At 67.7% G+C, this 24,347-nt stretch carries 23 protein-coding genes; 14 read left to right on the top strand and 9 right to left on the bottom strand.

Features of this window, described 5'->3' with window-relative positions; all coding sequences use genetic code 11:
- Positions 1 to 7: 7 nt before the first annotated feature.
- On the bottom strand, positions 8 to 910 hold the full coding sequence (mutM, locus tag D7Y04_RS21575) for a bifunctional DNA-formamidopyrimidine glycosylase/DNA-(apurinic or apyrimidinic site) lyase (RefSeq protein ID WP_121760559.1): 903 nt from the start codon (positions 908 to 910) through the stop codon (positions 8 to 10).
- A 150-nt stretch (positions 911 to 1,060) separates the two neighbouring features.
- On the opposite strand from mutM, the gene D7Y04_RS21570 reads away from it, so the two are divergent.
- Entirely contained in the window at positions 1,061 to 1,885 is an 825-nt protein-coding gene (locus D7Y04_RS21570) for a M48 family metallopeptidase (protein ID WP_121760558.1), read from the top strand.
- A 27-nt stretch (positions 1,886 to 1,912) separates the two neighbouring features.
- Here D7Y04_RS21570 and D7Y04_RS21565 read toward each other — a convergent pair whose 3' ends face one another.
- Positions 1,913 to 2,962 carry a YihY/virulence factor BrkB family protein gene (locus D7Y04_RS21565; RefSeq protein WP_120599236.1) on the bottom strand — a complete coding sequence of 350 codons (1,050 nt, stop codon included), beginning with the start codon at positions 2,960 to 2,962 and terminating at the stop codon, positions 1,913 to 1,915.
- Positions 2,963 to 3,069: 107 nt separating this feature from the next.
- Entirely contained in the window at positions 3,070 to 3,972 is a 903-nt protein-coding gene (locus D7Y04_RS21560) for an MTAP family purine nucleoside phosphorylase (RefSeq protein WP_120599235.1), read from the bottom strand.
- 191 nt (positions 3,973 to 4,163) lie between these two features.
- Between D7Y04_RS21560 and D7Y04_RS21555 the strand changes: the two genes are divergently transcribed.
- Positions 4,164 to 4,880: a hypothetical protein gene (locus D7Y04_RS21555; protein ID WP_121760557.1), complete on the top strand. Its 717-nt coding sequence runs from the start codon at positions 4,164 to 4,166 to the stop codon at positions 4,878 to 4,880.
- A 70-nt stretch (positions 4,881 to 4,950) separates the two neighbouring features.
- On the opposite strand, the gene D7Y04_RS21550 is transcribed toward D7Y04_RS21555, so the two are convergent.
- From D7Y04_RS21550 to D7Y04_RS21540, 3 genes are read right to left on the bottom strand one after another with little or no spacing between them, the layout of a single operon-like run.
- Complete coding sequence (locus D7Y04_RS21550) at positions 4,951 to 5,901, bottom strand: DMT family transporter (protein ID WP_121760556.1); 951 nt, start codon at positions 5,899 to 5,901, stop codon at positions 4,951 to 4,953.
- Positions 5,874 to 6,899 carry a tRNA epoxyqueuosine(34) reductase QueG gene (gene queG, locus D7Y04_RS21545; protein ID WP_121760555.1) on the bottom strand — a complete coding sequence of 342 codons (1,026 nt, stop codon included), beginning with the start codon at positions 6,897 to 6,899 and terminating at the stop codon, positions 5,874 to 5,876. Before queG ends, D7Y04_RS21550 begins: the two co-directional genes overlap by 28 nt.
- Before the next feature lie 3 nt (positions 6,900 to 6,902).
- The gene (locus tag D7Y04_RS21540; RefSeq protein WP_121760554.1) at positions 6,903 to 7,463 is read right to left on the bottom strand and encodes a cob(I)yrinic acid a,c-diamide adenosyltransferase; all 561 of its coding nucleotides are present in this window, start codon (positions 7,461 to 7,463) and stop codon (positions 6,903 to 6,905) included.
- A gap of 103 nt (positions 7,464 to 7,566) precedes the next feature.
- Here D7Y04_RS21540 and D7Y04_RS21535 point away from each other — a divergent pair, with 103 nt between their 5' ends.
- From D7Y04_RS21535 to D7Y04_RS21515, 5 genes are all read left to right on the top strand, one after another.
- Entirely contained in the window at positions 7,567 to 8,361 is a 795-nt protein-coding gene (locus D7Y04_RS21535; RefSeq protein WP_121760553.1) for a thymidylate synthase, read from the top strand.
- Positions 8,358 to 8,846: a dihydrofolate reductase gene (locus D7Y04_RS21530; protein WP_120598374.1), complete on the top strand. Its 489-nt coding sequence runs from the start codon at positions 8,358 to 8,360 to the stop codon at positions 8,844 to 8,846. The genes D7Y04_RS21535 and D7Y04_RS21530 overlap by 4 nt, the downstream gene beginning before the upstream one ends.
- A 63-nt stretch (positions 8,847 to 8,909) precedes the next feature.
- A complete protein-coding gene (locus D7Y04_RS21525) occupies positions 8,910 to 9,137 on the top strand; it encodes a hypothetical protein (protein WP_120598373.1) in 228 nt (75 codons plus the stop codon).
- Positions 9,138 to 9,266: 129 nt separating this feature from the next.
- On the top strand, positions 9,267 to 11,147 hold the full coding sequence (locus tag D7Y04_RS21520) for an FTR1 family protein (RefSeq protein ID WP_121760552.1): 1,881 nt from the start codon (positions 9,267 to 9,269) through the stop codon (positions 11,145 to 11,147).
- A gap of 12 nt (positions 11,148 to 11,159) precedes the next feature.
- The gene (locus tag D7Y04_RS21515; RefSeq protein ID WP_121760551.1) at positions 11,160 to 11,903 is read left to right on the top strand and encodes a GlsB/YeaQ/YmgE family stress response membrane protein; all 744 of its coding nucleotides are present in this window, start codon (positions 11,160 to 11,162) and stop codon (positions 11,901 to 11,903) included.
- Here the strand turns inward: D7Y04_RS21515 and D7Y04_RS21510 are convergent, their stop codons facing one another.
- Both D7Y04_RS21510 and D7Y04_RS21505 read right to left on the bottom strand, forming a co-directional pair.
- Entirely contained in the window at positions 11,904 to 13,430 is a 1,527-nt protein-coding gene (locus D7Y04_RS21510) for an MBL fold metallo-hydrolase (protein ID WP_121760550.1), read from the bottom strand. It abuts the gene before it with no gap.
- A 17-nt stretch (positions 13,431 to 13,447) separates the two neighbouring features.
- The gene (locus D7Y04_RS21505) at positions 13,448 to 14,746 is read right to left on the bottom strand and encodes an HD domain-containing protein (RefSeq protein ID WP_121760549.1); all 1,299 of its coding nucleotides are present in this window, start codon (positions 14,744 to 14,746) and stop codon (positions 13,448 to 13,450) included.
- A gap of 168 nt (positions 14,747 to 14,914) precedes the next feature.
- Between D7Y04_RS21505 and D7Y04_RS21500 the strand changes: the two genes are divergently transcribed.
- Genes D7Y04_RS21500 through D7Y04_RS21490 form a run of 3 tightly spaced genes read left to right on the top strand, consistent with a single transcriptional unit; the run spans position 14,915 to position 17,954 of the window.
- On the top strand, positions 14,915 to 16,015 hold the full coding sequence (locus tag D7Y04_RS21500) for an ATP-grasp domain-containing protein (RefSeq protein WP_120577251.1): 1,101 nt from the start codon (positions 14,915 to 14,917) through the stop codon (positions 16,013 to 16,015).
- On the top strand, positions 15,954 to 16,382 hold the full coding sequence (locus D7Y04_RS21495; RefSeq protein ID WP_233597048.1) for a GNAT family N-acetyltransferase: 429 nt from the start codon (positions 15,954 to 15,956) through the stop codon (positions 16,380 to 16,382). The genes D7Y04_RS21500 and D7Y04_RS21495 overlap by 62 nt, the downstream gene beginning before the upstream one ends.
- Positions 16,383 to 16,424: 42 nt before the next feature.
- A complete protein-coding gene (locus D7Y04_RS21490; RefSeq protein WP_233601529.1) occupies positions 16,425 to 17,954 on the top strand; it encodes a transglutaminase family protein in 1,530 nt (509 codons plus the stop codon).
- A 26-nt stretch (positions 17,955 to 17,980) separates the two neighbouring features.
- On the opposite strand, the gene D7Y04_RS21485 is transcribed toward D7Y04_RS21490, so the two are convergent.
- Positions 17,981 to 20,071: a thioredoxin domain-containing protein gene (locus tag D7Y04_RS21485; RefSeq protein WP_121760547.1), complete on the bottom strand. Its 2,091-nt coding sequence runs from the start codon at positions 20,069 to 20,071 to the stop codon at positions 17,981 to 17,983.
- Between the two features lie 161 nt (positions 20,072 to 20,232).
- Here D7Y04_RS21485 and D7Y04_RS21480 point away from each other — a divergent pair, with 161 nt between their 5' ends.
- From D7Y04_RS21480 to D7Y04_RS44080, 4 genes are all read left to right on the top strand, one after another.
- Positions 20,233 to 21,567: a glycosyltransferase family 39 protein gene (locus D7Y04_RS21480; RefSeq protein ID WP_121760546.1), complete on the top strand. Its 1,335-nt coding sequence runs from the start codon at positions 20,233 to 20,235 to the stop codon at positions 21,565 to 21,567.
- A gap of 257 nt (positions 21,568 to 21,824) precedes the next feature.
- Positions 21,825 to 22,706 (top strand): ParA family protein, encoded by an 882-nt coding sequence (locus tag D7Y04_RS21475; RefSeq protein ID WP_121760545.1) that lies wholly within the window; start codon positions 21,825 to 21,827, stop codon positions 22,704 to 22,706.
- A gap of 32 nt (positions 22,707 to 22,738) precedes the next feature.
- A complete protein-coding gene (locus D7Y04_RS44085) occupies positions 22,739 to 23,188 on the top strand; it encodes a hypothetical protein (protein ID WP_233601528.1) in 450 nt (149 codons plus the stop codon).
- Between the two features lie 21 nt (positions 23,189 to 23,209).
- Positions 23,210 to 23,917: a hypothetical protein gene (locus D7Y04_RS44080; RefSeq protein WP_147477172.1), complete on the top strand. Its 708-nt coding sequence runs from the start codon at positions 23,210 to 23,212 to the stop codon at positions 23,915 to 23,917.
- The last annotated feature ends 430 nt before the right edge of the window (positions 23,918 to 24,347 follow it).

The following is a 24,347-nucleotide window of genomic DNA, read 5'->3' as shown; positions in this document are numbered from 1 at the left end:
TGGGGTGTCAACGTCTACGGGATCGGGGTTTCGGGCCGATGACGGCGGAAGCCGGCCCCTTCCCCGCCGCCGTCCCCTTCCGGGACGCGCGGACAGCAACCATGGAGAGCGGCTGACATTTCGGACAGAAATGCGTGGTGCGCCCACCCTGGGTGAAGGACTCCACCGTCGTTCCGCACTTCGAGCACGGCCCGTTCGCCCGTCCGTAGACGCGGAAGCGGTTCACGGAGCCCGCCTCCTCTAGATAGGTGATCTCCTCGCCTTCCTGCTCCTTGAAGGCGAAGTCGAACGCGGCGTGGATGGCCTTGGCCAGGTGCTTCCAGTCATCGGGCGTGAGGGTGCCGGGCTTGCGCGCCGGGTGCAGCCCCGCGCGGAAGAGCGCCTCCGCGGCGTGGATGTTGCCCAGGCCCGCCACGCGGCCCTGGTCCATCAGCGCCACCTTCAAGTCCTGCTTGGAGTCCCCCACCGCCTCCTGGAGCTGGGGGCCGGTGAGCCCTTCGGTCAGGGGGTCTCTCCCCAGGGCCTTCACCGAGGGCAGCTCCCACAACTCCTTCGCGGGCACGGGCTCCATGCGGCCGAAGAGGCGTGGATCACTGAAGTGGACCACGTGGCCGTCATCCAGGTGGAAGCGGGCGCGGCTGTGGGGGACGGGCTCGCCTTCCTTCCGGCGCACGAACTTGCCCGTCATGCCCAGGTGGGCCATCAGGCCGTGGCCGCCCTCCAGGGTGACGAGCAGGTACTTCCCCTTGCGCTCCAGGGCCGTGACGCGCCCGGTGAGCCGGGTGAAGTGGGGCAGCTCCGCCCCCCGGAAGACGCGGGTGGCGTCCGCGTCCGCGCGCACGATGCGGTGGCCCTTGAGCCAGCGCTCCAGGTTGCGCCGGGCGATCTCCACTTCCGGTAGTTCAGGCATCCAGGCGCCGGGGCATACCACCGGACTGTCTCCGGTGCATGTCCCCCGGTGGATGGCGCTCCGGGAAGGTGCTTGCCCGGGATGCTTGGGCGCGGCTACGACGGGCCGCGAAAGCTTCCACCCACTGAGCAAAGAAGGGACGACTCACCCATGCAACGGATGGTCACCGCACTCCTGACCCTCACCCTGGCCTCGGGCCTCTCCACGGGCTGCGTCAAGCAGCGCGTGGGCGCGGAGAAGGCGATTGCCAGTGTCCTCATCTCCGACGAGCAGGAGAACGAGCTCGGCCTCCAGGTGAAGAAGGAGCTGGAGACGAAGGAGAACGTCAAATACGTGGAGGACCCGGAGGTGCTGGCGTACGTCCGGGGCATCTCCGCGCCCATCCTCGCGCAGGCCAACAAGGACCGCTCCGGGGTGAAGTGGAAGGTCAACGTCATCAATGACCCGAAGACGGTCAACGCCTTCGCCACGCCGGGCGGCTTCCTCTACGTGTACACGGGCCTGCTGCTCGCGGCGGACACGGAGGCGGAGCTGGCGGGCGTGATGGCGCACGAGGCGGGTCACGTGGTGGGCCGGCACTCCGCGCGCGCCATGGTGAACGCCTACGGTCTGCAGGCCATCACCCAGGTGGCGCTGGGCCAGAACCCGGGCACGGCCGCGCAGATCGCCGCGCAGCTGGCGGGCGGCGGACTGCAGCTGGCGCACGGCCGCAGCGAGGAGACGGAAGCGGACGAGTACGGCGCGAAGTACGCCTCCGCCGCGGGCTTCGACCCGAACGGCCTCATCACCTTCTTCCAGAAGCTCCAGAAGGAGCAGGGCTCCACGCCGGGCATGCTCAAGTGGCTGTCCACGCACCCCACCAACGAGGACCGCATCGCGCACCTGCGGAAGATCATCGCGCAGCAGGGGCTCAAGGGCGACCGCAACACCGCGGGTGGGCTGACGGCCATCCAGGCGAAGCTGCCCAAGCAGTAGTCACCCCTTTCCGGTCCCCTGACGCGTTCAGTGCACGGACGGGTTGTCACTCCCGTCCTGCGCGACGCCCGGGGGCTCCGGATCCTTGCCCTCCGCCACGCGGCGCTTGCGCTTGAACAGCGCGAGCCGCGTCTTCCGGGCGCTGGCGGCGCTCTTGGCCGCGCCGGGCGTCTTGAGGGGCGGCTCCAGGGGCGCGGGCTGGCCGAAGTCCCTCGCGCCCTTGGCCTTCCCCTGCGCGGAGGCGTGTTCGAGGATGGCGTTGAGCTCTCCTCCGAGGATGAAGATGAGCCCGGAGATGTAGAGCCACAGCAGCAGCACCACCACGCCACCGATGGAGCCGTAGGTGACGTCGTACTTGCCGAAGTGCTCCACGTACTGGGTGAAGCCCCAGGTGCTGCCCAGCCACGCCAGCGTGCCAAGCACGGAGCCCGGGGTGATGTACTTGAAGCGCTGCTTCACGTCCGGCAGCAGGTAGTAGCAGAGCGACAGCATCAGCATCACCAGCGCCGCGGTGAAGGGCCAGCGCAGCCAGGACCAGACGAGGTGGAACTCGTCGATGAGCGCCAGCTTGTCCGCCACCCACGCCCCCAGTTGTCCGCCCAACAGCAGGATGGCGAAGGACAGGGGAATCAACAGGCCGCCCATCAGCGTGACCATCAGCGCCAGGCCCTGCGTCTTCCAGTAGGGCCGGGACTCCGACACGTCGTAGGCCAGGTTGAGCGCCTTGCGCAGGGCATCCACGCCGCGCGACGCCGTCCACAGCGCCACGACGAGACCCACGGTGAGCAACCTGGGGCGCGTCTCCCCGACGATGGAGGTCAGGTGCTGGCTCACCACGCCCAGCGCGTCGCCGGGCACCAGCGGGCGGATGCGCTCCATCATCGCGTCCACGGCGCCGGGCGCGAACGGCATGTACGCCACCAGCGTGACCAGGAAGAACAGGAAGGGGAACAGGGAGAAGATGAAGTAGTAGGACAGCTGCGCCGCCACGTCGGTGACGGTGTCCTCTTCAATCTCCTTCCAGAAGCGACGCGCGAACTCCCTCCACGTCAGGTACTTGAGCCGTGGCAGCCCCATGTGCTTCCCCCTCCGGGTCTGTGGGGAGCCAATGTGGGGTCGGTCCGGGCATTCGGCAGCAGGCAGGCGGCCGAGCGCTCGCGATGGGACGTGCCGGGTGTTGAACGCTAGACGAGCCCGGAGGGCAGGTAGCGGCCCAGCAGCGGGCGCAGGCGGCTCTTCACGTCCGCGGGGATGCGGGTGCGGTCGGTGAAGATGGCCAGCGCGAGCGCGCTGGCGCAGCGGCAGGTGGTGGGCGTGCTCGCGATGCGGGGCAGCGCGCGGCGAAGGAGCGCGGCGCCGTGGGCGGTGACGGCGTCCAGCCGCTGGGTGAACTGCGACAGGAGCGCTTCGGGCTCCTGACCCACGGGCTGCGAGCGCCAGGAGTCGTGGTCGGTGGGCAGCGCGATGAGGGCGTAGTGCAGCTCCGCCTCGCGGGCGAGCCGCGCCTCCGGCATGGCGGTGAGACCCACCAGGTCCCCGCCCCACGTGCGGTACAGCTGGCTCTCCGCCTGGGTGCTCAAGGAGGGGCCCTCGATGCAGACGTAGGTGGCGGAAGTGTGCACCTCCGTGTCGCGCGTCGTATCGCTCTTGGGGGCTGCGTCGATGAGCGTCTGGCGCAGGGTGGCGCAGAAGGGCTGGGCCAGCTCCACGTGCACGGCGACGTCGTCGTAGAACGTGCAGGGGCGGCGGTAGGTCCGGTCGATGACCTGATCCGGCAGGGCCAGGTGCAGCGGCTGGATGGAGTCACGCAGGCTGCCCACGGTGCCGGTGGCGACCACATGGGTGACGCCGAGCGTCTTCAGGGCGAAGAGGTTGGCGCGGTAGGGCGCGCGGGTGGCGTTGTGGACGTGCCCCTGGCCGTGGCGGAAGACGAAGAGGATGGGGACGCCGTCCAATTCCGTGGCGATGAGTGGGGCGCTGTGAGGCCCGAAGGGCGTCTCCACGGAGAGGTGTTCGCCGCGCCCCTGGAGTCCCAGGGCCTGGTAGAGGGCCTGGCCCCCGATGATGCCCACCTTGACCGCCGCCATGCGTCTCCTCTCGCCCGGTCGCCGGGCGTAGGCCTGACGATATCGCGGGGGGCTCGCCCAGGAAGCTCGGAAGACTGGTAGCTTTCACATTTGCCATGCGTCTTCTTCCGCGCCTCGTCGTCCTCAGCTTCCTGTTTGGAACCCCTGCCCTGGCCGGTCCCGTCCCGCCCGGATGCGAGGAGGACGCCACCATGTGCAAGGAGGACTGCACCATCGAGTACGGCGGCAACGGCGCCGCCATCAAGAAGCTGACGCGCTGTTTCGACAGCTGCCTGGACAAGCGCACCCAGTGCACCCGCCAGTTCAACGCGGTGAACAACCGGGCGCCGGACGCACCGGAGGCCGCGCCCGAGCGCCGGGCGAGCAAGACGGAAGCGGCCAAGCTGCGCGAGATCGAGGAGAAGGACCGCCGCCGCGAGGAGGACCCGTTCGGCGACGAGGAGAACAAGCAGCCGCGCGCGCGACCGGTGCGCGACTCCTACGATGATCCGCCGGAGCCGCCTCCGGAGCGCACGGGCTACCGCGCGGCGGACGAGAAGCCCGCGAAGAACAACGGGCGGCCTCAGGCGGCCGTCCCGGCGAAGGCTCGGGAGCCGGAGCGCACGCCGCCCCCGCCCTCCCCCGCCGTGGCGCCCGACCCGGAGCCCCGTCGCTCGGAGGCCCCGGACATCGACGCCTTCGCGGAGCCGCCGCCCCGCGCGGATCCGCCCCCGCGCAAGCCCGAGCCGAAGCCGGTGATGGCCGAGCCCGTGCAGCCGAGCCGCTCGGACGACGACGACGCGCCCGCCCCTCCGCCTCCGCCGGTGGCGAAGAAGGAGCCGCCGCCCCGTATCGCGCCGCCGCGTCCCACCGTTCCGGCGGAGCCCGCCCGGAAGGACATCTCCGAGTGGGACCCCAACGGCGACTGACGCCGTCTCCCGCACAGCACGCAGCCAGAGGCCCTCCGCGAGGCATCCTGCCTTCGGGGGGCTTCGTGCTTCAGCCCGCGCGCACCACCACCGGCGCGGTCTTCACCGGCGCGCTCTGCGTCAGCCGCACGCCCACGAGCACCAGCGCACCACCCAGCGCCAGCTCCCAGTGCAGCGCCTCGCCCAGGAAGAGCCACGCGACGAGCGCCGTCACCGCCGGCTGCAGGTTGGAGAAGATGGCCACGCGCGACGCGGGAACCTTCGACAGCGCGTAGGACCAGAGCAGGTACGCCACCACCGACGTCATCAGCCCCACGTACACGATGGAGGCCTTCGCCGAGGCGCTGGAGGCCCACAGCGCCTCGGGTTCCAGCACGAACGGGGCGAGCGGCAGCTGCAACACCGTGGCGACCGTCATCGTCCAGGCCGTCGCGCGCAGCGGTCCATGCTCGGTGGCCAGGGGCTTTCCTTCCGTCGTGTAGACCACCCACGCCACCACCGCCGCGAGGATGAGCAGGTCTCCCACCAGCGTGCCCCTCGCGCTCGCGAGTCCCCGGCCCAGCAGCAACACCACCACGCCCACCAACGCAGTGAGGATGCCCGCCGTCGTCCGCATGGAGGCGCGCTCCCGTCCAAGCACCAGGCTGGCCACGTACACGCCCAGCGGCGTGAGCGCGTAGAACAGCGCCGCGTGCGCCGCCGTGGAGCGCGACAGGCCGGAGAAGAACAGCGTCTGATTCACCGGCCCGCCCATCAGCCCCAGCAGCACGATGCGCGGCCACGCATGGCGCGGCGGCAGCTTGGGCCCCGGCGTCACCGCGAGCAGCGTCACGAACGCGACGCCGCAGACGAGGAAGCGCCACAGCACCACCGTGAACGGCGACAGCTCCGTCATCGCCCGCTTGGCGGCCAGGTACGTGCCCGCGCTGATCAGCACCTGCACCGTCAGCGCCGCGTACACCCGCCCGAGCGGCGGCGTCGCGGAGGACGGCGTCACGGCTCCAGTTGCAGAAGCGCCCATCGTGCGGCGCTGCGTACCAGCTCGCTGTCGTCGCCGCTGAGTTTTTCGAGCAGCGGCCGAGCGTGCACCTGACGTGCGACACCGAGTGCATAGACAGCGTTGCGCCTCAAACCGTCGTACCGCGCGCGCGCCAGCGCCGTGCCTGGAATGAGTTCCTTGTATTGCTCGGGTGTCAGCCCCGCCAGCTCCAGCGTGCCCAGCGACGCCACCGCGCGCGGCACGAAACGCTCGTCTTCCGCGAACACCGGCTTGCGGTTCAGCGGGCACACCTGCTGGCAGATGTCGCAGCCGAAGATGAGGTTGTCGAACTTGAGCCGGAACGCCTCCGGCACGTCACGGTCGCGGTTCTCAATCGTCTGGTACGACAGACACGCGCGCGCATCCACCTGCCGGTGGCCCACCAGCGCGCCCGTGGGACACGCCATGAGGCACCGCCGGCAGGAGCCGCAACGGTCCGCCACCGGTCCGTCCGGGTACGCGTCCACGTCCGCGTCCAGGATGAGCGTGGCCAGCAGTACCCAGGAGCCGTGAGACTCCGTGATGAGACAGCCGTTCTTGCCCACGTAGCCCAGGCCGCCGCGAGCAGCCCAGACCTTCTCCATCATCGGCCCGCTGTCCACGCCGCCGTACGTACCCAGCCCCGGGTACCAGGCGTTGATGGTCTTGCGAAACGCCTTCATCCGGTCGCGCAGCGTGGAGTGGTAGTCGCGGCCTCTCGCGTACCGCGCGATGGGCGAGCCCTGCGAGGGCTCATCGTCACGCCAGTAGTTGTTCGCGAAGGACAGCACCGTGCGCGCGCCCGGAAGGAGCACCGACACGTCGAGCCGCTCCTCCGCGCGCGACCCCATCCAATCCATGTCCGCGTCGTAGCCGGCCTCCAGCCACGACATCAGCGACGACGGCGGAATGGGCTCCGCGCGCGCGAAGCCGATGAGGTCGAAGCCCACGTCCTGGGCGAGCTGCCGGAGCCGGGCAGTGGGCAGTTGTGTCGCGTACACGGCTTACTTCGTCGGCTTCTCGGGGATCCACTTCACGTCCGGCAGACCGGCGCGGAAGTTCACCAGCCGGGCCACCACGAAGAGCAGGTCCGACAGGCGGTTCAGGTACACGGCCACGGCGGGCGGAGCCTTGTCCTCGCGAAGCAGCGTCACCACCCGGCGCTCGGCGCGGCGGCACACCGTGCGGGACAGGTGCAGCGCCGCGGCCGCGGACGAGCCTCCCGGGAGGATGAAGTGCGTCATCTTCGGCAGCTCTTCCTCGTAGCGGTCGATGTGGCGCTCCATCTCCTCCACCCACTCCGGGCGCAGCTCCGGGATGTGGGCCGCCGCCTTGGTGTGCGGCGGTGTGGCCAGCACCGCGCCCACCGTGAAGAGCTGGTCCTGGATGCGCTGGAGGAAGTGCTCCAGGTCCGCCGGCAGCGGGAACGTGCGAGCAAGGCCCAGCGTGGCATTGAGCTCGTCCACCTCGCCGTAGGCGTCCACCAGCACGTCGTCCTTCGCCACGCGGCCGCCGCCGAAGAGGCCCGTCTCTCCTGCATCGCCGGTCTTCGTGTAGATCTTCATGGCAGCCCTTGTTTAACGATGCGACACGGTGACGCCGTGCGCGGGTGGACAGCGGCCGATATTTTGCTCGCCTGCTCGACCCCACCTAGGGAAAAAGGGGCCCATGCAGCCTTACCTGAGTCTGATGGAGCACGTCCTGAAGCATGGGACGAAAAAGGGCGACCGGACCGGCACGGGGACGCTGAGCCTCTTCGGCCATCAGCTCCGCTTCGACCTCACCCAGGGTTTCCCCCTGGTGACGACGAAGAAGCTCCACGTGAAGTCCATCATCCACGAGCTCCTGTGGATGCTCCGGGGTGACTCCAACGTGCGCTCGCTCCAGGAGGTGGGGGTCACCATCTGGGACGAGTGGGCCACCGCGGACGGCAGCCTGGGCCCGGTGTACGGCCACCAGTGGCGTTCGTGGAACACGCCGGACGGCGGCCACGTGGATCAGATGCAGCAGCTGGTGGACGGGCTGAAGAAGAACCCGGACTCGCGCCGGCACCTGGTGAGCGCGTGGAACGTGGCGGACGTGCCCTCCATGAAGCTGCCGCCCTGCCACGTGATGTTCCAGTTCTACGTGGCCGACGGGAAGCTCTCCTGCCAGCTCTACCAGCGCAGCGCGGACATCTTCCTGGGGCTGCCCTTCAACATCGCGTCGTACTCGCTGCTCACGATGATGGTGGCGCAGGCCACGGGACTCACCGCGCACGAGTTCATCCACACGATTGGTGACGCGCACCTGTACCTGAATCACGTGGAGCAGGCGCAGGAGCAGCTGAAGCGCGAACCGCGCCCCCTGCCGCGCATGCGCCTGAACCCGGACGTGAAGGACCTGTTCGCCTTCCGCTACGAGGACTTCACGCTGGAAGGCTACGACCCGCACCCCGCCATCAAGGCGCCCGTGGCCGTATGAGCCCGCGCATCTCCGCCATCGTCGCCATGGCAGCGAACCGCGTCATCGGTCAGGGCAACACCCTGCCCTGGCGCCTGCCGCCAGACCTGGCCCGCTTCAAGCGCCTCACCATGGGCCACACCCTGGTCATGGGTCGCAAGACGTACGACTCCATCGGACGTCCCCTGCCCGGCCGAACCACCGTGGTCCTCACCCGCCAGCGCGACTGGGCCGCTCCGGCAGGTGTCCGCGTGGCCCACTCCGTGGACGAAGCCCTGGAGCAGGCGCGCGGCGACAGCGAGGTCTTCATCGCGGGCGGCGCGGACCTCTACGCGCAGACGCAAGCGCTGTGGCAGCGGCTCTACCTCACCCGCATCGAGCGGGGCTTCCCAGGCGACGCCTTCTTCCCATCCGTGGACCTGACCGGATGGAGGTTGGTGGAGGAGGAACGGCACCCGGAAGGCGACCTGCCCTTCGGTTTCTTCACCTACGAGCGTCAGGGCTAGCCCTTATTCCTGGCGTTTTCTGGACGACTTATCGTGCGGGTTCCTCTCACCGAAGGAGCGTGCATGCGTCGTCACCTGATTCGTGGACTGGGGCTGTTCGCGGTGCTGGGCCTGGCGGCCTGTGGCGGGCCCATCGACGAAGGCACGGCCGCGGAGTTGGGCGCGCAGGAGCAGGAGCTGCGGATCTGCCCGGATAACGGCGTCTGTGCCGTCGGAGAGGTCTGCTACTACGGCCCGGGCGGCCCCTGCTATCCGTGCCGGACCTACCCGCAGTACTGCGAGCTCAATTAGCGCTGAGTCGTCCCCGGGAACACCCCGGGTGTTGACCCGTGTGCCCCCCTCGGATCCTGAGGGGGGTCTCATAATTTGATTTTGACTCGCAGAATTGAACGCCCGTGACGTGGTTGGTAGAAGACGGCCGTGAAACACGCCGCCTCCCTCACGTTGTGCCTGCTGCTCGCGCTGTCCTCTTCTGCCCGGGCTGAAGCTCCGGCCACCGACGAGGGGCGCACCTGGCACCGGCTGGTGGGCATCCTCCAGTACCTCCAGGCGGACTATCCGGCGGCGGTGTCGTCGCAGTCGGAGTTCGAGCTGACGGAGCAGAAGAGCTTCGCGGCGGAGGCGCTGTCGGCGGCGAAGGACCTGGGCCCGGCGGCGGCCACGTTCGTGCCCCGCGTGGAGGCCATCCAGGCGCGCGTCAATGAAGCGAAGGACCCGGAGGGCGTGAGCCGCGACTGCGGTGAGCTGGTGGAGAGCCTGGTGCTGGCGGGTGGACTGGCGCGCAGCCCTCGCGTGGCGCCGGACCTGGAGCACGGCAAGAAGCTCTTCCAGGCCAACTGCACGGCGTGCCACGGCGTGGAGGGCAAGGCGGACGTGGCCATCGCGGCCAACATGGAGCCGCAGCCGGCGAACTTCCACGACCCGGAGCTGATGGAGGACGGGCTCACGCCTTACAAGGCCTTCAACACCACCAGCTTCGGCGTGCCCGGCACGGCGATGCCGGCCTTCCCCACGCTCACCGAGGACGACCGCTGGTCGCTGGCCTTCTTCGTCTTCACGCTGCGCCAGCCGCCGTGCAAGGGCGAGCCGCCCAACGTGTCGCTGGAGCGGCTGGCCACGTCCACGGACGCGGAGCTGGCGAAGACGTTCGGCGCGGACAAGGTGGCGTGCCTTCGCCAGAACATGCCGGACGCGGACGAGGAGAAGGTGCTGCTCAACGCGCGCGCGGCGGTGGGCCACGCGATGCGCATGGGCGCGGAGGGCGACTACGTGGGCGCGAAGAACGCGCTCCTGGACGCGTACCTCAACGGCCTGGAGCCGGTGGAGCCCAAGCTGCGCGGGCGCGATCCGGAGCTCACCCAGAAGCTGGAAGAGGCCTTCATGCAGGCGCGGCTCGCCGCCGAGCGCAAGAGCCCGCACCTTCAGGACGAGGGGCGCGAGCTGCTGTCGCTGTTGGACCAGGCGCGAAAGACGACCGGGAGCACCACGGACCTGCTGTCCGTGGCGTGGCTCACGCTGCTCATCCTGCTGCGTGAAGGTTTCGAGGCGACCATCATCGTCACGGCGCTGCTGGCCGCGCTGAAGAAGATGAAGGCCATGGACCAGGTGCGCGTGGTGCACGCGGGCTGGGTGTCCGCGCTCATCGCGGGTGCCCTCGCGTACATCGTCGGGCGCAAGCTGCTGGCGGGCGCGCAGCGCGAGTGGCTGGAGGGCATTACCGCGCTCGTCGCCGTAGGCATGCTGCTGTACGCGGCGCTGTGGCTCAACGCGCGCGCCAACGTGAGCCACTTCATGGGCGAGCTGCGCCAGAAGATGCAGGGCGCGCTGGGCCGGGGCAGCACGGTGGGCCTGTTCGTCATCGCGTTCACGTCCGTGCTGCGTGAGAGCTTCGAGACGGCCATCTTCCTCCAGGGCCTGGCGGTGGACTCCGCGGCGGGTGTGGTCTGGGGCGTGGTGGCGGGCATCGTGGCGCTGGCGGTGATGGTCCTCTTCATCAACCGCATGGGCTACCGGCTGCCCATGAAGACGCTCTTCAACCTCTCCACGGTGGTGATGGTGGTGACGGCGGTGATGCTGCTGGGCAAGGGCATCCACTCGTTGCAGGAGGTGGGCGCGCTGCCGCTGGTGCCGGTGCGCTTCATCTACGTGGACATGCTGGGCCTGTATCCGGATGCGCTGTCGCTGGTGCCGCAGGCGCTGCTGGCCGTGGCGCCGCTCGTCTACCGGGCCCTGCGCCGCCGCCCTCGCGAGGAGACGCCCACTTCCGGTGACAGCGCGACGCCGACGCAGCCCTTGCGGTAGCCTCAAGTCCTGGTGAAGCGCACACGTCTGTCCACACTCCTCGCGCTGCTGCTCGTGTCGGGCCTGGCTTCCGCCCAGGAGCCCCCGGCCGAGCCGGCACAGGTTCCCGCCGGGAGCCTCACGCCCCCACCGCTGGTGGGCGCGCCGGACGAGGACGTGCCTCCGCCACCGGACGTCACCCAGGGTGACGAGATCCCGACGCGCACCTCCGTTCCCTCGCAGGCGCTGCCTTCCGTGAAGTCCGCGCCCGCCGCGAAGGACCCGGTGCCGCGCGTGGCGGTGGAGGTGCTGAGCGGCACGGCGGGTGGCGTCGTGGGCGCGACGGTGCTGGGCTCGGTGGGGTACCTGCTGGGCTCCGCCACGGTGGGCTGTGACGAGTGCCTGGTGATGGCCGTCGCGGGCGCCGCGGCGGGAGGCATCATCGGCATCCCGGTGGGCACCTACGCGGGCGGCCGCTTCATGGGCGGGCGCGGCCGCGTGGGCGCGACGGTGGCCGGGAGCATGGTGGGCTGGGGCGCGACGTTCCTGGCGCTCACGCTGGTGAACAGCGGTGGCACGGATGCGCCGCCGGCCCTCAACGCCGCCCTCTTCATCCTGCCGGTGGTGGGCGCGAGCGCGGGCTTCGAACTGTCCAACGCCAATGCCCTGCGCCAGGAAGCCGCGATGCAGGCGGCCCCGGCTCCGACCGTGCGCCTGATGCCCGTGGCCACCTACAGCAGCAAGGGCCCGCACCTGGGCCTGATGGGCAGCTTCTAGCTAAGCCCCGACGCGGAACCAGGTGAAGGACTCCTCACGCACGCGGCCCTCCGCCACCAGCTTCTCCAGCGAGGCCAGGGCGCTGCGCTCCGCCACTGGGTGCAAGAGAGGCGGCGTGTCCGCGTAGGCCGTGGCCACCACCTCCGCGAGCGTCGCGCCCGTCGCGGGCACCGCCTCCAGGACGAGGGCCTCGCGCTGGGCGCGGTGACGCAGGTACTCGTTCAGCTTGCCCGGGCCGTCCGGCACCGGTGACCCGTGCGCGGGGTACAGCGTGGTGACCGGCCAGTCGCGCAGCCGCGTCAGCTGCGCCAGGTAGTCCACCATGTTGCCCTCCGGCGGGTCGATGACGATGGAGCCCACGCTCGCCACCATGTCCCCCACGATGGCCGCCTTGCTGCGCGAGTCCACCAGGCACAGGTGACCGCGCGCGTGTCCCGGCGTGTGCAGCACGTGCCAGCGCTGCACCATCGGCCCGTCCAGGTTCAGCACCTCGCCGTCTTCGAGCAGCCGCTCCACCGGGAAGTCCAACCGGTCCGCCGTGCGCGCGTGGCACCAGAGCGGAATGCCCAGCCGCTCCTTCACCGCGAACGCTCCGCCCACGTGGTCGCCGTGGTGGTGGGTGAGCACCACCGCCACCGGACGGGCTCCTTCCGCCTTCAGGCCCGCCACCAGCGACAGGAGCTTCGCGTACTGCTTCACGTCCGACGAACCGGGGTCCACGATGAGCAGGTCGCCCGTGCCCAGCACGTACGCGTTGGTGTGCGTCGCCGGAGGCAGCGTGGGCGTCTCCAGCGCCACCACGCGCACGCCGCGCTGGAACTCGATGCGCTGGGCCACGTAGCCCGGGCAGTACGGCGGCGTGCTCAGCTTCGCGCGCGCGTCCGCTTCGTCCGTGAACTCGGACAGCACCTGCAACGCGTGCTGCGCGGGCGGATGCAGCAGCGCCGAGCCATCGCTCCAGCGAGACAGCGCGTCCTCCGGGCGGATCCACGCGCCCTCCGTCAGCTCGCCCGGGATGATGCTCGCCGCCGAGCCCTCAGGCAGCTCCACCAGGTAGAAGCGCGTGTCGAAGCGCACCGGGATGGACGGCGGCGTCACCCAGCGCCCCGCGGGCTTGAGGTCCTCCGCGCGAAGGGACAGCGTGTGGCGCGTCAGCCACTCGCTCCACTTCGCCGTGCCCGCGAGCAGCCCCGCGCGCCCCTCCTCCAGCGCCTCCGGAGACAGTGCACGCGCGCCTTCCGCCACCAGCACGCCCGCTTCCTCGAACAGCTCGCGCGCCGCAGCGGAGCGCAGCGCGGCCTCTTCTCCCTGGGCGCCCTGCACGGGGACGTCGTGGTCGTCCTTGTCCAGCTTGCCGCCGGGGAAGGCATAGAAGCCGCCCGCGAAGGTGAGCGCTCTCTCGCGCTTCACCCAGAACACCTCCACGCTGGCGTGCATGCGCCGGTAGAGGATGACCACCGAGGAGGGCCGGGGCTCCACGGGGGTGTGGGGCGCGAAGAGGCCCATGCCGGGAAGAGGCTCGCTCATGGTTGCACCGTCGTCCTTCAGGATTGCGTCGTCTGGCCGAGCAGCCGGCCCATCATCTCGCGCGCCCGCTCCGCCTGGTCTGGCCGGACATAGAGCCGCGTCAGTCGCACCGCGCCACTGTAGCGCTGGTAGAGCGGCGTGTAGCGCGCCACCTCCGTCAGCCGCCCCGTGGACACATCCAGGATGAACAACCCCGGGTTGCCGCCGGCCCCGGAGGACCCCACGTACTTGCTGAGCGCTCCCTTGGACAGCACGGTGTAGTGCTCGAAGCCGCCGCTGGTGAGCGCGCTGTTGAGCACCTCCAGGTCGTAGCCGGTGTCGCGCTCCGTGAACTGCGCCAGCAGCTTGAAGCCCTGGCGGCGGCTGATGCGCTCCGCCCACCGGTTCTTCGAACGGCGCAGCGTGTACCAGAGCGCCGCGTCGTCGCAGAGGAGGAAGGCCTCCGGGTCGTGGGGAATCTCGAACTCGCCGGGCGTCTCCTCGTAGTACCGGCGCAGCATGTGGTCGAAGTTCACTGACGTGTGGTGCAGGTACACCGACACGAACATGTGGTAGCGGCTGAGCAGGAAGTCCTCGAACGCGAACGCCGCCGCGCGCGACAGGGCCAGCACCGCGCGCCCGTCCTTCACCGCCGGGTTCAGGTTGGAGACGATCCAATCCATGTCATACCGGCCGTAGTTCACGCCCGTGTAGAACGAGTCGCGCAGCAGGTAGTCCATCCGGTCCGCGTCCAGTTCGCCAGACACGATGGCGCGTAGGAGCGGCGTCCAGTCCACGCCCTTGTACGTGAAGCCCGGATCCTTGGGAGGCTTCGCGCCCGTAATCAGCGCCACCGCCGCCATGGGGGTGATGCCGCGCGAGCCGAACTCCTTCTGGATGACCTCCGTCAGCGAGCTGTCCAGGAGCAGCTTCGCCGTGTAGTCCTCGTGGGTCGCCTGCTCCCCTTCCGCCACGGAGTCCAACCAGCCAGGCAGCCGCAGCAGCGACCGCCGGGGCGCGATGCGCTCGGAGGCGTGCGACAGGGGCATGTGCCCCAGGTCGTGGCAGAGGACCGCCAGGCGCACGGCGGTGCAGAAATGTTCACGCACATCGTCCGGCAGGTCGGAGCGGCTGGCCACGGCGTTGAAGACGCGCGAGGCGACGTACATGGCGCCCAGGCAGTGGGCATGGCGGGTGTGGGTGGCGCCGGGGAAGGCCATGTCCCCGAAGCCCAGCTGCCGGACGTAGCGAAGACGTTGGTAGAAGCGACTGTCGATGACGGCCTTCTCCGGGTCGCTCACCGGGATGACGCCGTGGATGGGGTCGCGAATCCGCATGTCGTCCTTGTCGGGACCTGAAGCCGGGGGTGGCCGGTTTCCGCTCCGACGGGTCCACCCACCGTAGCGCATACCCTGGCAGGCGGTAGCCCTGTGAGGGACCGACCGGCCACCACGCCACAGGCTGGGAAGGTCCGTGGGGACGTGCTAACCCTCGGGGCACTCCGAATGCACATCATCCTGCTGCACAATCGTGACCACGACCTCCTCGAGGACGACCCCGGGCGCGAAGCCCGCGAGGACGTGGTCCGGGTGGCCGAGAGCCTGGCCCACGCGCTCAGCCGGGACGGCGTGGTCGCCGAGCCGCTCGCCATCGAAGGAGACAAGCTGGACTTCGTGGAGGCCCTGCGCTTCCTCCAGCCCGACCTCGTGGTGAACCTCTGCGAGTCGCTGGCCGCGGACAGCCGCGGAGAGATGGCCGTCCCCTGCCTGCTGGACGCGCTGGGCCTGCCGTACACCGGCTCGTCCGCCCTGTCGCTGGGGCTGGCGCTGCACAAGCCCAAGGCCAAGGACATCCTGCGCGCCCACGGCGTCTCCACCCCCGCCTCCTTCGTGGTGCGCAAGCGCGAGGACGCATTGGCGGTGGACCTGCCGTGGCCCCTCATCGTGAAGCCCGCGCGCGAGGACGCCAGCGTGGGCATGGACTTCGACTCCGTGGTGACGGAGCGCTCGGCGCTCGTGCGGGCGTGCGAGTCCGTGCTGCGCACCTTCCACCAGCCCGCGCTGGTGGAGCAGTTCATCCAGGGGCGGGAGATCTACGTGCCCCTGCTCGGCAACAGCCCGCGTCAGGCGCTGCCGCTCACGGAGATCCACTTCGGTCGCGCGTTCGACGACCGGCCGAACATCGTGTCGTACCGGGCCAAGTGGGAGGCGGAGTCACCGGAGTACCGGGACTCGCCCACGGGGCCCTGCCGGCTCGACGCAGTGCAGGAAGCGCGTTGCATCCAGACAGCGCTGGAAGCATTTGCAGCGCTGGATTGCCAGGACTATGGACGCGTGGACCTTCGGGTGTCGCCCGAGGGTGTGCCGTACGTCATCGACATCAACCCCAACTGCGACCTTCACCCGGGCGCGGGGTACGCGAAGGCGGCGCAGGCCGCCGGCATGGACTACGCGACCCTGGCCTCGCGACTCGTGGAGGTCGCTCTCGAAAGAGCCCATGGAAATCCGCACACTCGAAAGAAAGGACCGGGAACCGCTCGCCGCGTTGATCCGGCGAATCGAAACCTTCTCGCAGGAGGAGCAGGACTGCGCCATCGAGCTGGTTGACACCGCGCTCACCGCGGGCAACCGGGACTACTCCATCCTCGTGGCGGACCGCGGGCAGGACGGCGGCGGGCTGGTGGGCTACTGCTGCTACGGCCCCACGCCGATGACGGAGCACGCGTTCGACCTGTATTGGATTGCCTCCGCGCCGGAAGTTCGCGGCCAGGGCATTGGCGCGCAGCTGGTGTCCTCCATGGAGGGCGACCTGCGCCGCCGCAAGGCGCGGCTCATCCGCGTGGAGACGAGCGCCACGGAGGCCTACGGCCCCACGCGCGGCTTCTACGCGTCCATGAAGTACGGCGAAGAGGCGCGCCTGCGCGACTTCTACAAGCAGGGTGACGACCTCATCATCCTGACCAAGCGCCTGTAGTCCCCCATCAGGAGCGAGCAGATGCCTTCCATGAACCGACCGATGCGACGCACCCGTCTGGGATTGTTGAGCCTGCTCGCCCTGCTGACGGGGGCGCCCTCCGCGGCCTGGGCCCAGGCCCCCGCACTGAAGAACCAGGTGAAGGCCGCGGCGGCCAAGGCGCAGGCGAAGACGTCCCAGGCCCCGCAGGCCCAGGAGCTCTCCGACGCGCTGAAGGCCCCGCGCCCCAAGGGCGGCGAGTACTTCGGCCTGTACCTGATGGACAAGAAGGTGGGTTGGTTCTTCACCGACCTGACGGTGCTGCCGGGCAACAAGGCGCAGAGCATCAACGAGCTCATCTTCAAGGCGCAGGTGGGCACGCGTGTGTCGGAGCGCGTTCACCGCGAGGTCCGCGTCTACGAAGCGAAGCCGGGCGGCAAGCTCCTGTCCTTCACCGTCACGCAGAAGGGCGACGGCGGGGACAACGAGCTGGTGGGCACGGTGACGGGTGATTCCCTGCGCGTGGTGCGCAAGCGCCCGGGCCAGCCGGATGAAGTGCTCAAGCCCATGCCGCTGCCCAAGGAGACGGTGGAGGACGCGGACCAGGCTCGCGTGGCACTGCTGCGCGGCCAGAAGGTGGAGGGCGTGGCGCTGGACGGCACGGACCTGGAGGGCTACCGCACCGTCACCACGGTGGAGGCGCCCGAGGAGCAGATGTTGGGCGGCGTGAAGGTGAAGCTGTCGCGGGTGAGCACGCTGTCGGACAAGGAGAAGGTGCCGGTGGCGGCCTTCCTGACGACGGACGGCAAGATGGTGCGGGTGGACTTCGGCCAGACGATGCAGGCGCGGGCCGAGTCCGAGTCCGTCGCGAAGCGGATGGACCTGGTGGAGGTGTTCGGCCTCACGCGCGTGGTGCTGCCCAAGCCGCTGCCCGCGAAGGCGCGCGAGATTCCCGGCCAGGTGAAGCTGGTGATGAAGAACCTGCCGGAGAAGTTCCAGCAGGACACGTACCGGCAGAAGTACCACCGGCTGCCGGACGGCCGCGTGGAGGTGACGCTGCTGGCGGCGCCGCCTTCGCCCAAGGGCCGCGCGGCCCGGCCGGTGGCGGACCCCGACAAGGGGGAGAACCTCAAGTCCACGCTCGCGGTGGAGGCGGATGCGCCGGCCATCAAGGCGCAGGCCAAGAGCATCATCCGCGAGGAGAAGGACGCGTACACGGCGGCGCGGATGTTGTCCGCGTGGGTGTACAGCAACCTGCAGAAGGACTACGGCGCCAGCGCGGACCGGGCCACGGACGTGCTGCGCCAGAAGAAGGGCGACTGCACGGAGCACTCGCTGCTCACGGTGGCGATGCTGCGCGCGTCCGGCATCCCCGCGCGCCGCGTGGACGGCGTCATCTACATGGTGAACTCCGACGGCGTGCCCGCGCTGTACTGGCACGAGTGGGTGGAGGCTTTCGTGGGCGAGTGGACCCAGTTGGATCCGACCTTCAACCAGCCCGTCGCGGACGCCACGCACTTCTACGTGGGCTACGAGGGGAACGCGGAGATCACGCCCCTCATCGGTTCGCTCCAGGTCACGGACGTGAAGTAGTCGCGGCGCGCGTCCCCGTGGCCGCGTCAGTGGCCCGGGGCCGCCACCAGTCGCTCCGCGAGCAGGCCTGCTTCCGTGACGGGCCGCTCGCAGACGAAGCCGCGGCAGAGGTACGCGGCGCCCTTCCCTTCCACCGGGTCGCGTCCCTCGAAGAGCTCCTGGAGGCGCGCGGGCGGAGCGGAGCCCGTGTCGTTCCAGCCGAAGGAGAACACCGGCGCGTAGGTGCGGTTCGCGGCGGCCAGCAGCGGCGCCACGGCCTCGCGAGTCCCCGCGAAGGTGACGCCGGACGCGCCGTCCACCAGCGAGTCCGCCGCGAGCCCCAGGTGGCCGTAGCCCATGGGGTTGCGCACCAGCTGATCATGCAGCTTGGCGACGTAGTGCTCCGGCTGGTCCAGGTGGCACACGTCGCCGGTGAGCGCGGAGAGCGTCACCTGCGCCTCCGTCAGCGTGGACGCGCCTGACGGGAAGGCGTTGTCGAAGAGGGAGAAGGCCGCCACGACCAGGTCCTTCTGTCCCCGGGGCGCGGACAGGTACGCCTGCTTCTCCTCGTCCCAGAACAGCTCCACCGCGCGGTGCACGAGCGCGTCCGCCGCGTCCAGGTACTTCGCGTCGAAGGTGGCCTGGTAGAGCGCGGTGAGGCCGGAGGCGAAGTCGCCGTAGTCCTCCAGGAACCCGTCGATGCGGCCCTGGCCGTGCTGGTACGAGCGCAACAGCCGCTTGCCGTCCCACATCTTCGCGAGCACGAAGTCCGCCGCGCCCGCCGCCAGCTTCGCCCAGTCCGGACGGTCGAACACGCGCGACGCCAGCGCGAGCCCGCGGATCATCAGTCCGTTCCAGCCCGCCAGAATCTTGTCGTCGCGGCCCGGCTTCACGCGCTGCTCACGCAGGAGGAAGAGGACGCGGCGCGCTTCGGCCAGCTCCTTCTCCACCGCCTCCACGGGGCGGCCCTGCTCCTTCGCGAGTTGCTCCACGGGGACGACGACCTCCAGCACCGTGGCGCCGTGCTCGAAGTTGCCGCCGGGCTTGATGCCGAAGTGGCGCAGCACCGTGTCCGACTGCTGGCCCACGGACAAGGCCGCGCGGGCCTCCTCGGGATGCCAGACGAAGAACTTCCCCTCTTCGCCTTCGCTGTCCGCGTCCTGCGTGGCGTAGAAGCCGCCGTCCGGGTCGGTCATCTCGCGGCGGACGTACTCGACGGTCTCCTCCACGACCTTGCGCCAGAGCGGTCGTGACTCCACCTGCTCTGCTTCCGAGTACAGGTGCAGGAGCTGGGCGTTGTCGTAGAGCATCTTCTCGAAGTGGGGCACCAGCCAGCGCTCGTCCACGGAGTACCGGTGGAAGCCGCCGCCCAGCTGATCGTAGATGCCGCCCAGCGCCATGCGCTCCAGCGTGCGGAACACCGCGGCCTTGAGGGGCTCGCCGCCGCCGCGCCGCCACGCGCGCAGGAGCAGCGCCACGTTCATGGGGTTGGGGAACTTGGGGGCGCCGCCGAAGCCACCGTTCACCGGATCCATGCGTTTCAGCATGGACTGGCCCATGGCGACGATGTCCTCCGCGGACAGGTGCGCGGGAGCGGCGTCCAGTCCGTGGGTGGACAGTTCGCCCAGGCCCTCCTGGAAGCGCCGGGCCTGCTCCTCGATTTCGTCCGTCTTGTTCTCCCACGCGTCGCGCAGCGCGGTGAGCAGGCGCGGGAAGCCGGGCCGGCCGTAGCGGTCCGAGGGCGGAAAGTAGGTGCCGCCGTAGAAGGGGCGCAGGTCCGGGGTGAGGAACACGGTGAGGGGCCAGCCACCGCCCTGCCCCATGAGCTGCACGACGCCCTGGTAGATTTGATCCAGGTCGGGGCGCTCCTCGCGGTCGACCTTGATGTTGATGAAGCCGTCGTTCATCAGGCGCGCGATGTCCGGGTGCTCGAAGGACTCGTGGGCCATGACGTGGCACCAGTGGCACGCGGAGTAGCCCACGGAGAGCAGGATGGGCTTGTTCTCCGCGCGAGCGCGGGCCAGGGCTTCGTCCCCCCAGGGGTACCAGTCCACGGGATTCGTGGCGTGCTGGCGCAGGTACGGCGACGGCTCCTGGGCCAGACGGTTGGTATGAGCGGAGGGGGGATGGTCTGCCATGGGGTACTCCCGGTGTGCTGCGGCTTCGCGGCCCTTCACATTGTGAGCCTGGGTTCGCGGGGGCAAGCTGAAATGGTCTCACTCCCCGCTGGCCAACGGCCCTCCGGTGCGCTTTGTCCGGGGGCGTGCGTGCGTCCGCCCACTCCAGCCCCGGCCCGGGAATGAAGACGTGCCTTGTCCTGGTGGGGCTGGGTGTGGGGGTGCGGCTCGCGCTGGCGCTGGGAACGGACGTCTACTTCGACGAAACCTATTACTGGCAATGGGCCCGGCATCTCGCATGGGGATATTTCGACCATCCGCCGATGGTGGCGTGGCTCATCGCCGCGCTGGGCATCCGGGGGACGGCGCTCCTGTGCGGGCTGGGGACGGGCGTGGCGGTGTGGGGGCTGGCGCTGGACGTGTATCGGTCCAGGGACGCGGCCTGGAGGGCGCTGGCGCTGTGGAGCGCGGTGCCGGTGGGGATCCTCTCCGGAGTCTGGGCCACGCCGGATTCGCCGATGCTGCTGTTCTGGGCGCTGGGGCTGTGGGCGCTCTACCGCGAGAAGTGGGTGCTGGCGGGGCTGACGTGTGGGCTCGCGCTGCTGTCGAAGTATCCGTCCGTGCTGCTGGGGCTGACGTTCATGGTCGCGGCGCTGCGGGCTCGGCGGTTGCCGGCGGGAGCGTGGGTGACGGCGGGGCTCGGGTTGCTGTGCTTCCTGCCGGTGGTGTTGTGGAACGCGAGCCATGAGTGGGTGGGGTTCAAGTTCCAGCTGAACCACGGCCTGGGCGGGAGCGGCGGCTGGGCGACGCTCGGCGAGTACGTGGCGGGACAGTTCGCCATGGGCGGGCCGGTGCTGTTCCCGCTGGCGCTGGTGTACGCGGTGCGCGGGCCAAGGGAGCAGTTCCTGCTGCGCATGGCGGCGGTGATTCCGCTGCTGTTCTTCGGTTACGCGGCGGCGAAGACGCGGGGCGAGGCGAACTGGCCGGCGGCGGCGTACGTGGCTGCGTGCATTGGGGTCGCGGGGATGCGGCCTGTGTGGCAGCGGGCGGCGGCGTGGAGCGGGATGGCGGTGGTGCTCGCGGTGACGTCGCACCTGTTGTTCCCGGTGCTGACGTTCGAGCGGGACGTGGTGCTGGCGCGGACGCACGGCTGGGGCGTGCTGGAGCGGCTGAGGACGCCGGAGCAGCTGTTCCCGGGCATGGCGCCGGGTCCCACGGCGGTCTACGCGCCCACGTACCAGTTGGCTTCGCAGGTCGCGTACACTGCGGGCGTGGAGACGGACACGGTGGGGCCGTCACGGCGCAAGAGCCAGTATGACCTGTGGCCTGAGCTGGAATTGAAGCCCGGGCAGGACGTGCTGTGGTGTTCGGAGAACGGCGCGGCGCCTCCGGAGGAACTGGTGTACCGCTTTGGTTCCGTGGAGGGCCCGGTGAAGCTCACGGGGGTCTTCCGGGGGCGCAGGCTGCACACGTTCACGGTGTGGCGGCTGGGGGATCCGGTCAGCACGAAGCCATAGTAGTATCCGATAGGCACTACCAATCATTCATGGAGGGCGCCGGCATGGCCAATGACTCAACACGTTCTAGCTACTCCTCACTTGGTCCTTTCGGAACGGCAAGGGGCAGTCTGCAGCACTTGGCCATCCATCAAGCCAGGCAATATCAAGTAGCGCTCAGTCGTACGCCAAACTGTATGGAAGTCGCAAAGAGCCGTGTCTGACACCGTCAACCCACAAAGCATCTCCCCCTGCATCCACTGGAAGCAACCACAACAATGCCCAATGCAACCGTAGTCACCGTCATGAACATGAAGGGCGGAGTAGGAAAAAGCACAGTTACCGCCCATCTAGGAGGAATACTTGCCCGCTACCGAGTTGAATCTCAATCACAGAAGAAAGTACTACTTATCGACTACGATCCCCAATTCAACCTTTCACAAACATACATACCAGCAACACAATACTTCGCACTTGAGTCCGCGAACAAAACAACTCTATCCATCATCCAAGAACCACACAAGGACCTCGACCCCTTCCAGCTTCAAGTTCCAGGCAATCTAACACCGCCCGATCCCTCGGCACTTGCCCACACCATATACAGCTCAAAACATGGCCAACTAGACATCATCCCCTCGACCCTCGACCTGATGTATGTCGCGCTCGGCGACACGGAGAAAAAGCTTGCCCCCATTGAGGAGCGCTTCAAGAAATTCATCACGCTCTGTCGAAGTCAGTACGACATCATACTTATCGACTGCCATCCTGCAGGATCAATCTTCACCAAGACATCACTACAAAACTCCGACCACGTACTAATCCCCGTAGTCTCCAGCCGCTATGCAGCAAGAGGCATTGGCCTGATGATGAAATTCATACAAGCCAAGAGCCTGGGGACAAACCCAAAACCACACATCCTGTTCAACTCAATGCCTAGAAACGGCATAGACAAAACAGAATCAACCATCCGCCTGGACAAAACACTTGGCCCACTATGCCTCCCGAACACGCTGAAATGGTACAAGGTTTTTGAGGAACCCTTTGAAGGCCATGGTTTTGTATGGTCGAGCGGAAAACCCTACAGCACCTCCGCATTCACGAATCTTCTTTCAGTTAGTGCCGATTTTCTCCGCAGCATCCAGCCATCGGTGACCCCTTGAACTCAAAAGTCAAATCCAAAGCACTTCGAATCATGACCGCTGCGATATTCTCGTCAGAACTAACAGACGAGGAACTGTCTCAAATATCAGAAGATTTCAAGACCCATGGAGGTTTATCACTAGATCTTGCCCTTCTGATCGATAGCGCATTCCCATCTGCTCGAACTCGCACAAAGCCACTTCCAGACTACATAGAGCACCACTCATCGCTAAACTACGAACTCCGCGCCCACTTGGCATTCATAACAAAAGAAGCCCTAAAGAAGAGAAAGATCTCAAAACGAGACATCGAAGAAGCAATCACTCAACGCATGAAACACCTGAGATCCCTCTTTCCCGCGGGAGGAGCGGGATTTGACGCCATCATCGAGATGTTCACCAGCGAAGCAGACGAAGTCACCCTTCGAGACTTCTTCGACTGGCTAAACAAACGAATTGAGATTTCCGATCCATTCCTCGTTGAGCTAATGCACCGCACATAGAACTCACTCTTGGAGCAACAAATGCCCGACAAAAAACTCAAAATATCCCTCGAAAGCATTGCATGGAAAGACAACATCAATCACTACCTATCAATCCCATCCATCCCGCTCGAAATGGCCAAAGGCAGCCTCCGCCTAGCCATCTGGTCGAAACAACTGGAAGACACCGACACAGGAAATCCGGCCCTGTCATTCATCCGAGAAATGCAAATCGCTGGACATCATGCCGTCATGCTCACAAGCATCGCTCTTTACAAACCCGCAGCGGCCGCAATGCGCACCGCACTAGAAACAGCTTTATATTACACATACTTCCGAACACATCCAACAGAACTGGCAACACTAACAAGAAACGAGGGCTATTACACGGATCGAAAAGAAATCATCGACTTCCACAAGACACATACACCCAGCTTCGTTGAGTCTGAAAAAGAGTTTGGACTCATCTCGAATCTTGGAAAATGGTACGCCCGAATATCAGCAATCGTCCACGGCCAACTCCCCGGGAAATGGACCACACACACCGCACTTGCCAACCTTGCACATTCTGACGCCTTGATATCGGCCGCTGCCAAAGAATGGACGGCCGGAGAAGAACTAATTCACCAGTTATTTCTATGCACAGTAGGGAGAGTTTTTTGGGGAGGATTTTCCTCTACATCTAAACAGCAACTACTCGCAGGGCTCCACGGAAAGACACGAACCACGCTAGGGCTCGACAAAGCCTAACGCAAACACAGAACACGTATTTATCATTCCCAAGAACCTAGAACAGAAGACGTGTCGAACCCGCACAAGTTACGCCCAGCCGAGATGAGTCCGCCGTCTGCCTTGTGAACATTCGACTCTTCACATGAATCTGGACTCGACGTGCTACTCGTATATTCCGATGCCGTCGTTCGGCGTGATCAGGCGTCGCATGCGCACAGAGATACCCTCAATCTCTTCCGCATTCTTGAAGTCTGGCGCGGCGCCACTTCATGAAGGCAACACACTGGCGTATGCCAGACAGGGACGTATGACTGGAGCGACGTAACCGTCCGGCCAACGACGTGCCGTGAGGGATTGCCGGGGGCGCGGCGCGCAGCGGACGCTTCTGGGTATGCCGAAGCAGGTGGAGAAGCCGGAGTGGGCGCGCATCGCGGAGGCCTTTGAGGCG

This window comes from Corallococcus sp. AB038B (assembly GCF_003668955.1).
GTDB classification, from domain to species: Bacteria; Myxococcota; Myxococcia; order Myxococcales; family Myxococcaceae; genus Corallococcus; species Corallococcus exiguus.
The sequence above is the reverse complement of the archived record's forward strand: the minus strand, read 5'-3'. Positions and strand labels throughout refer to the sequence as shown.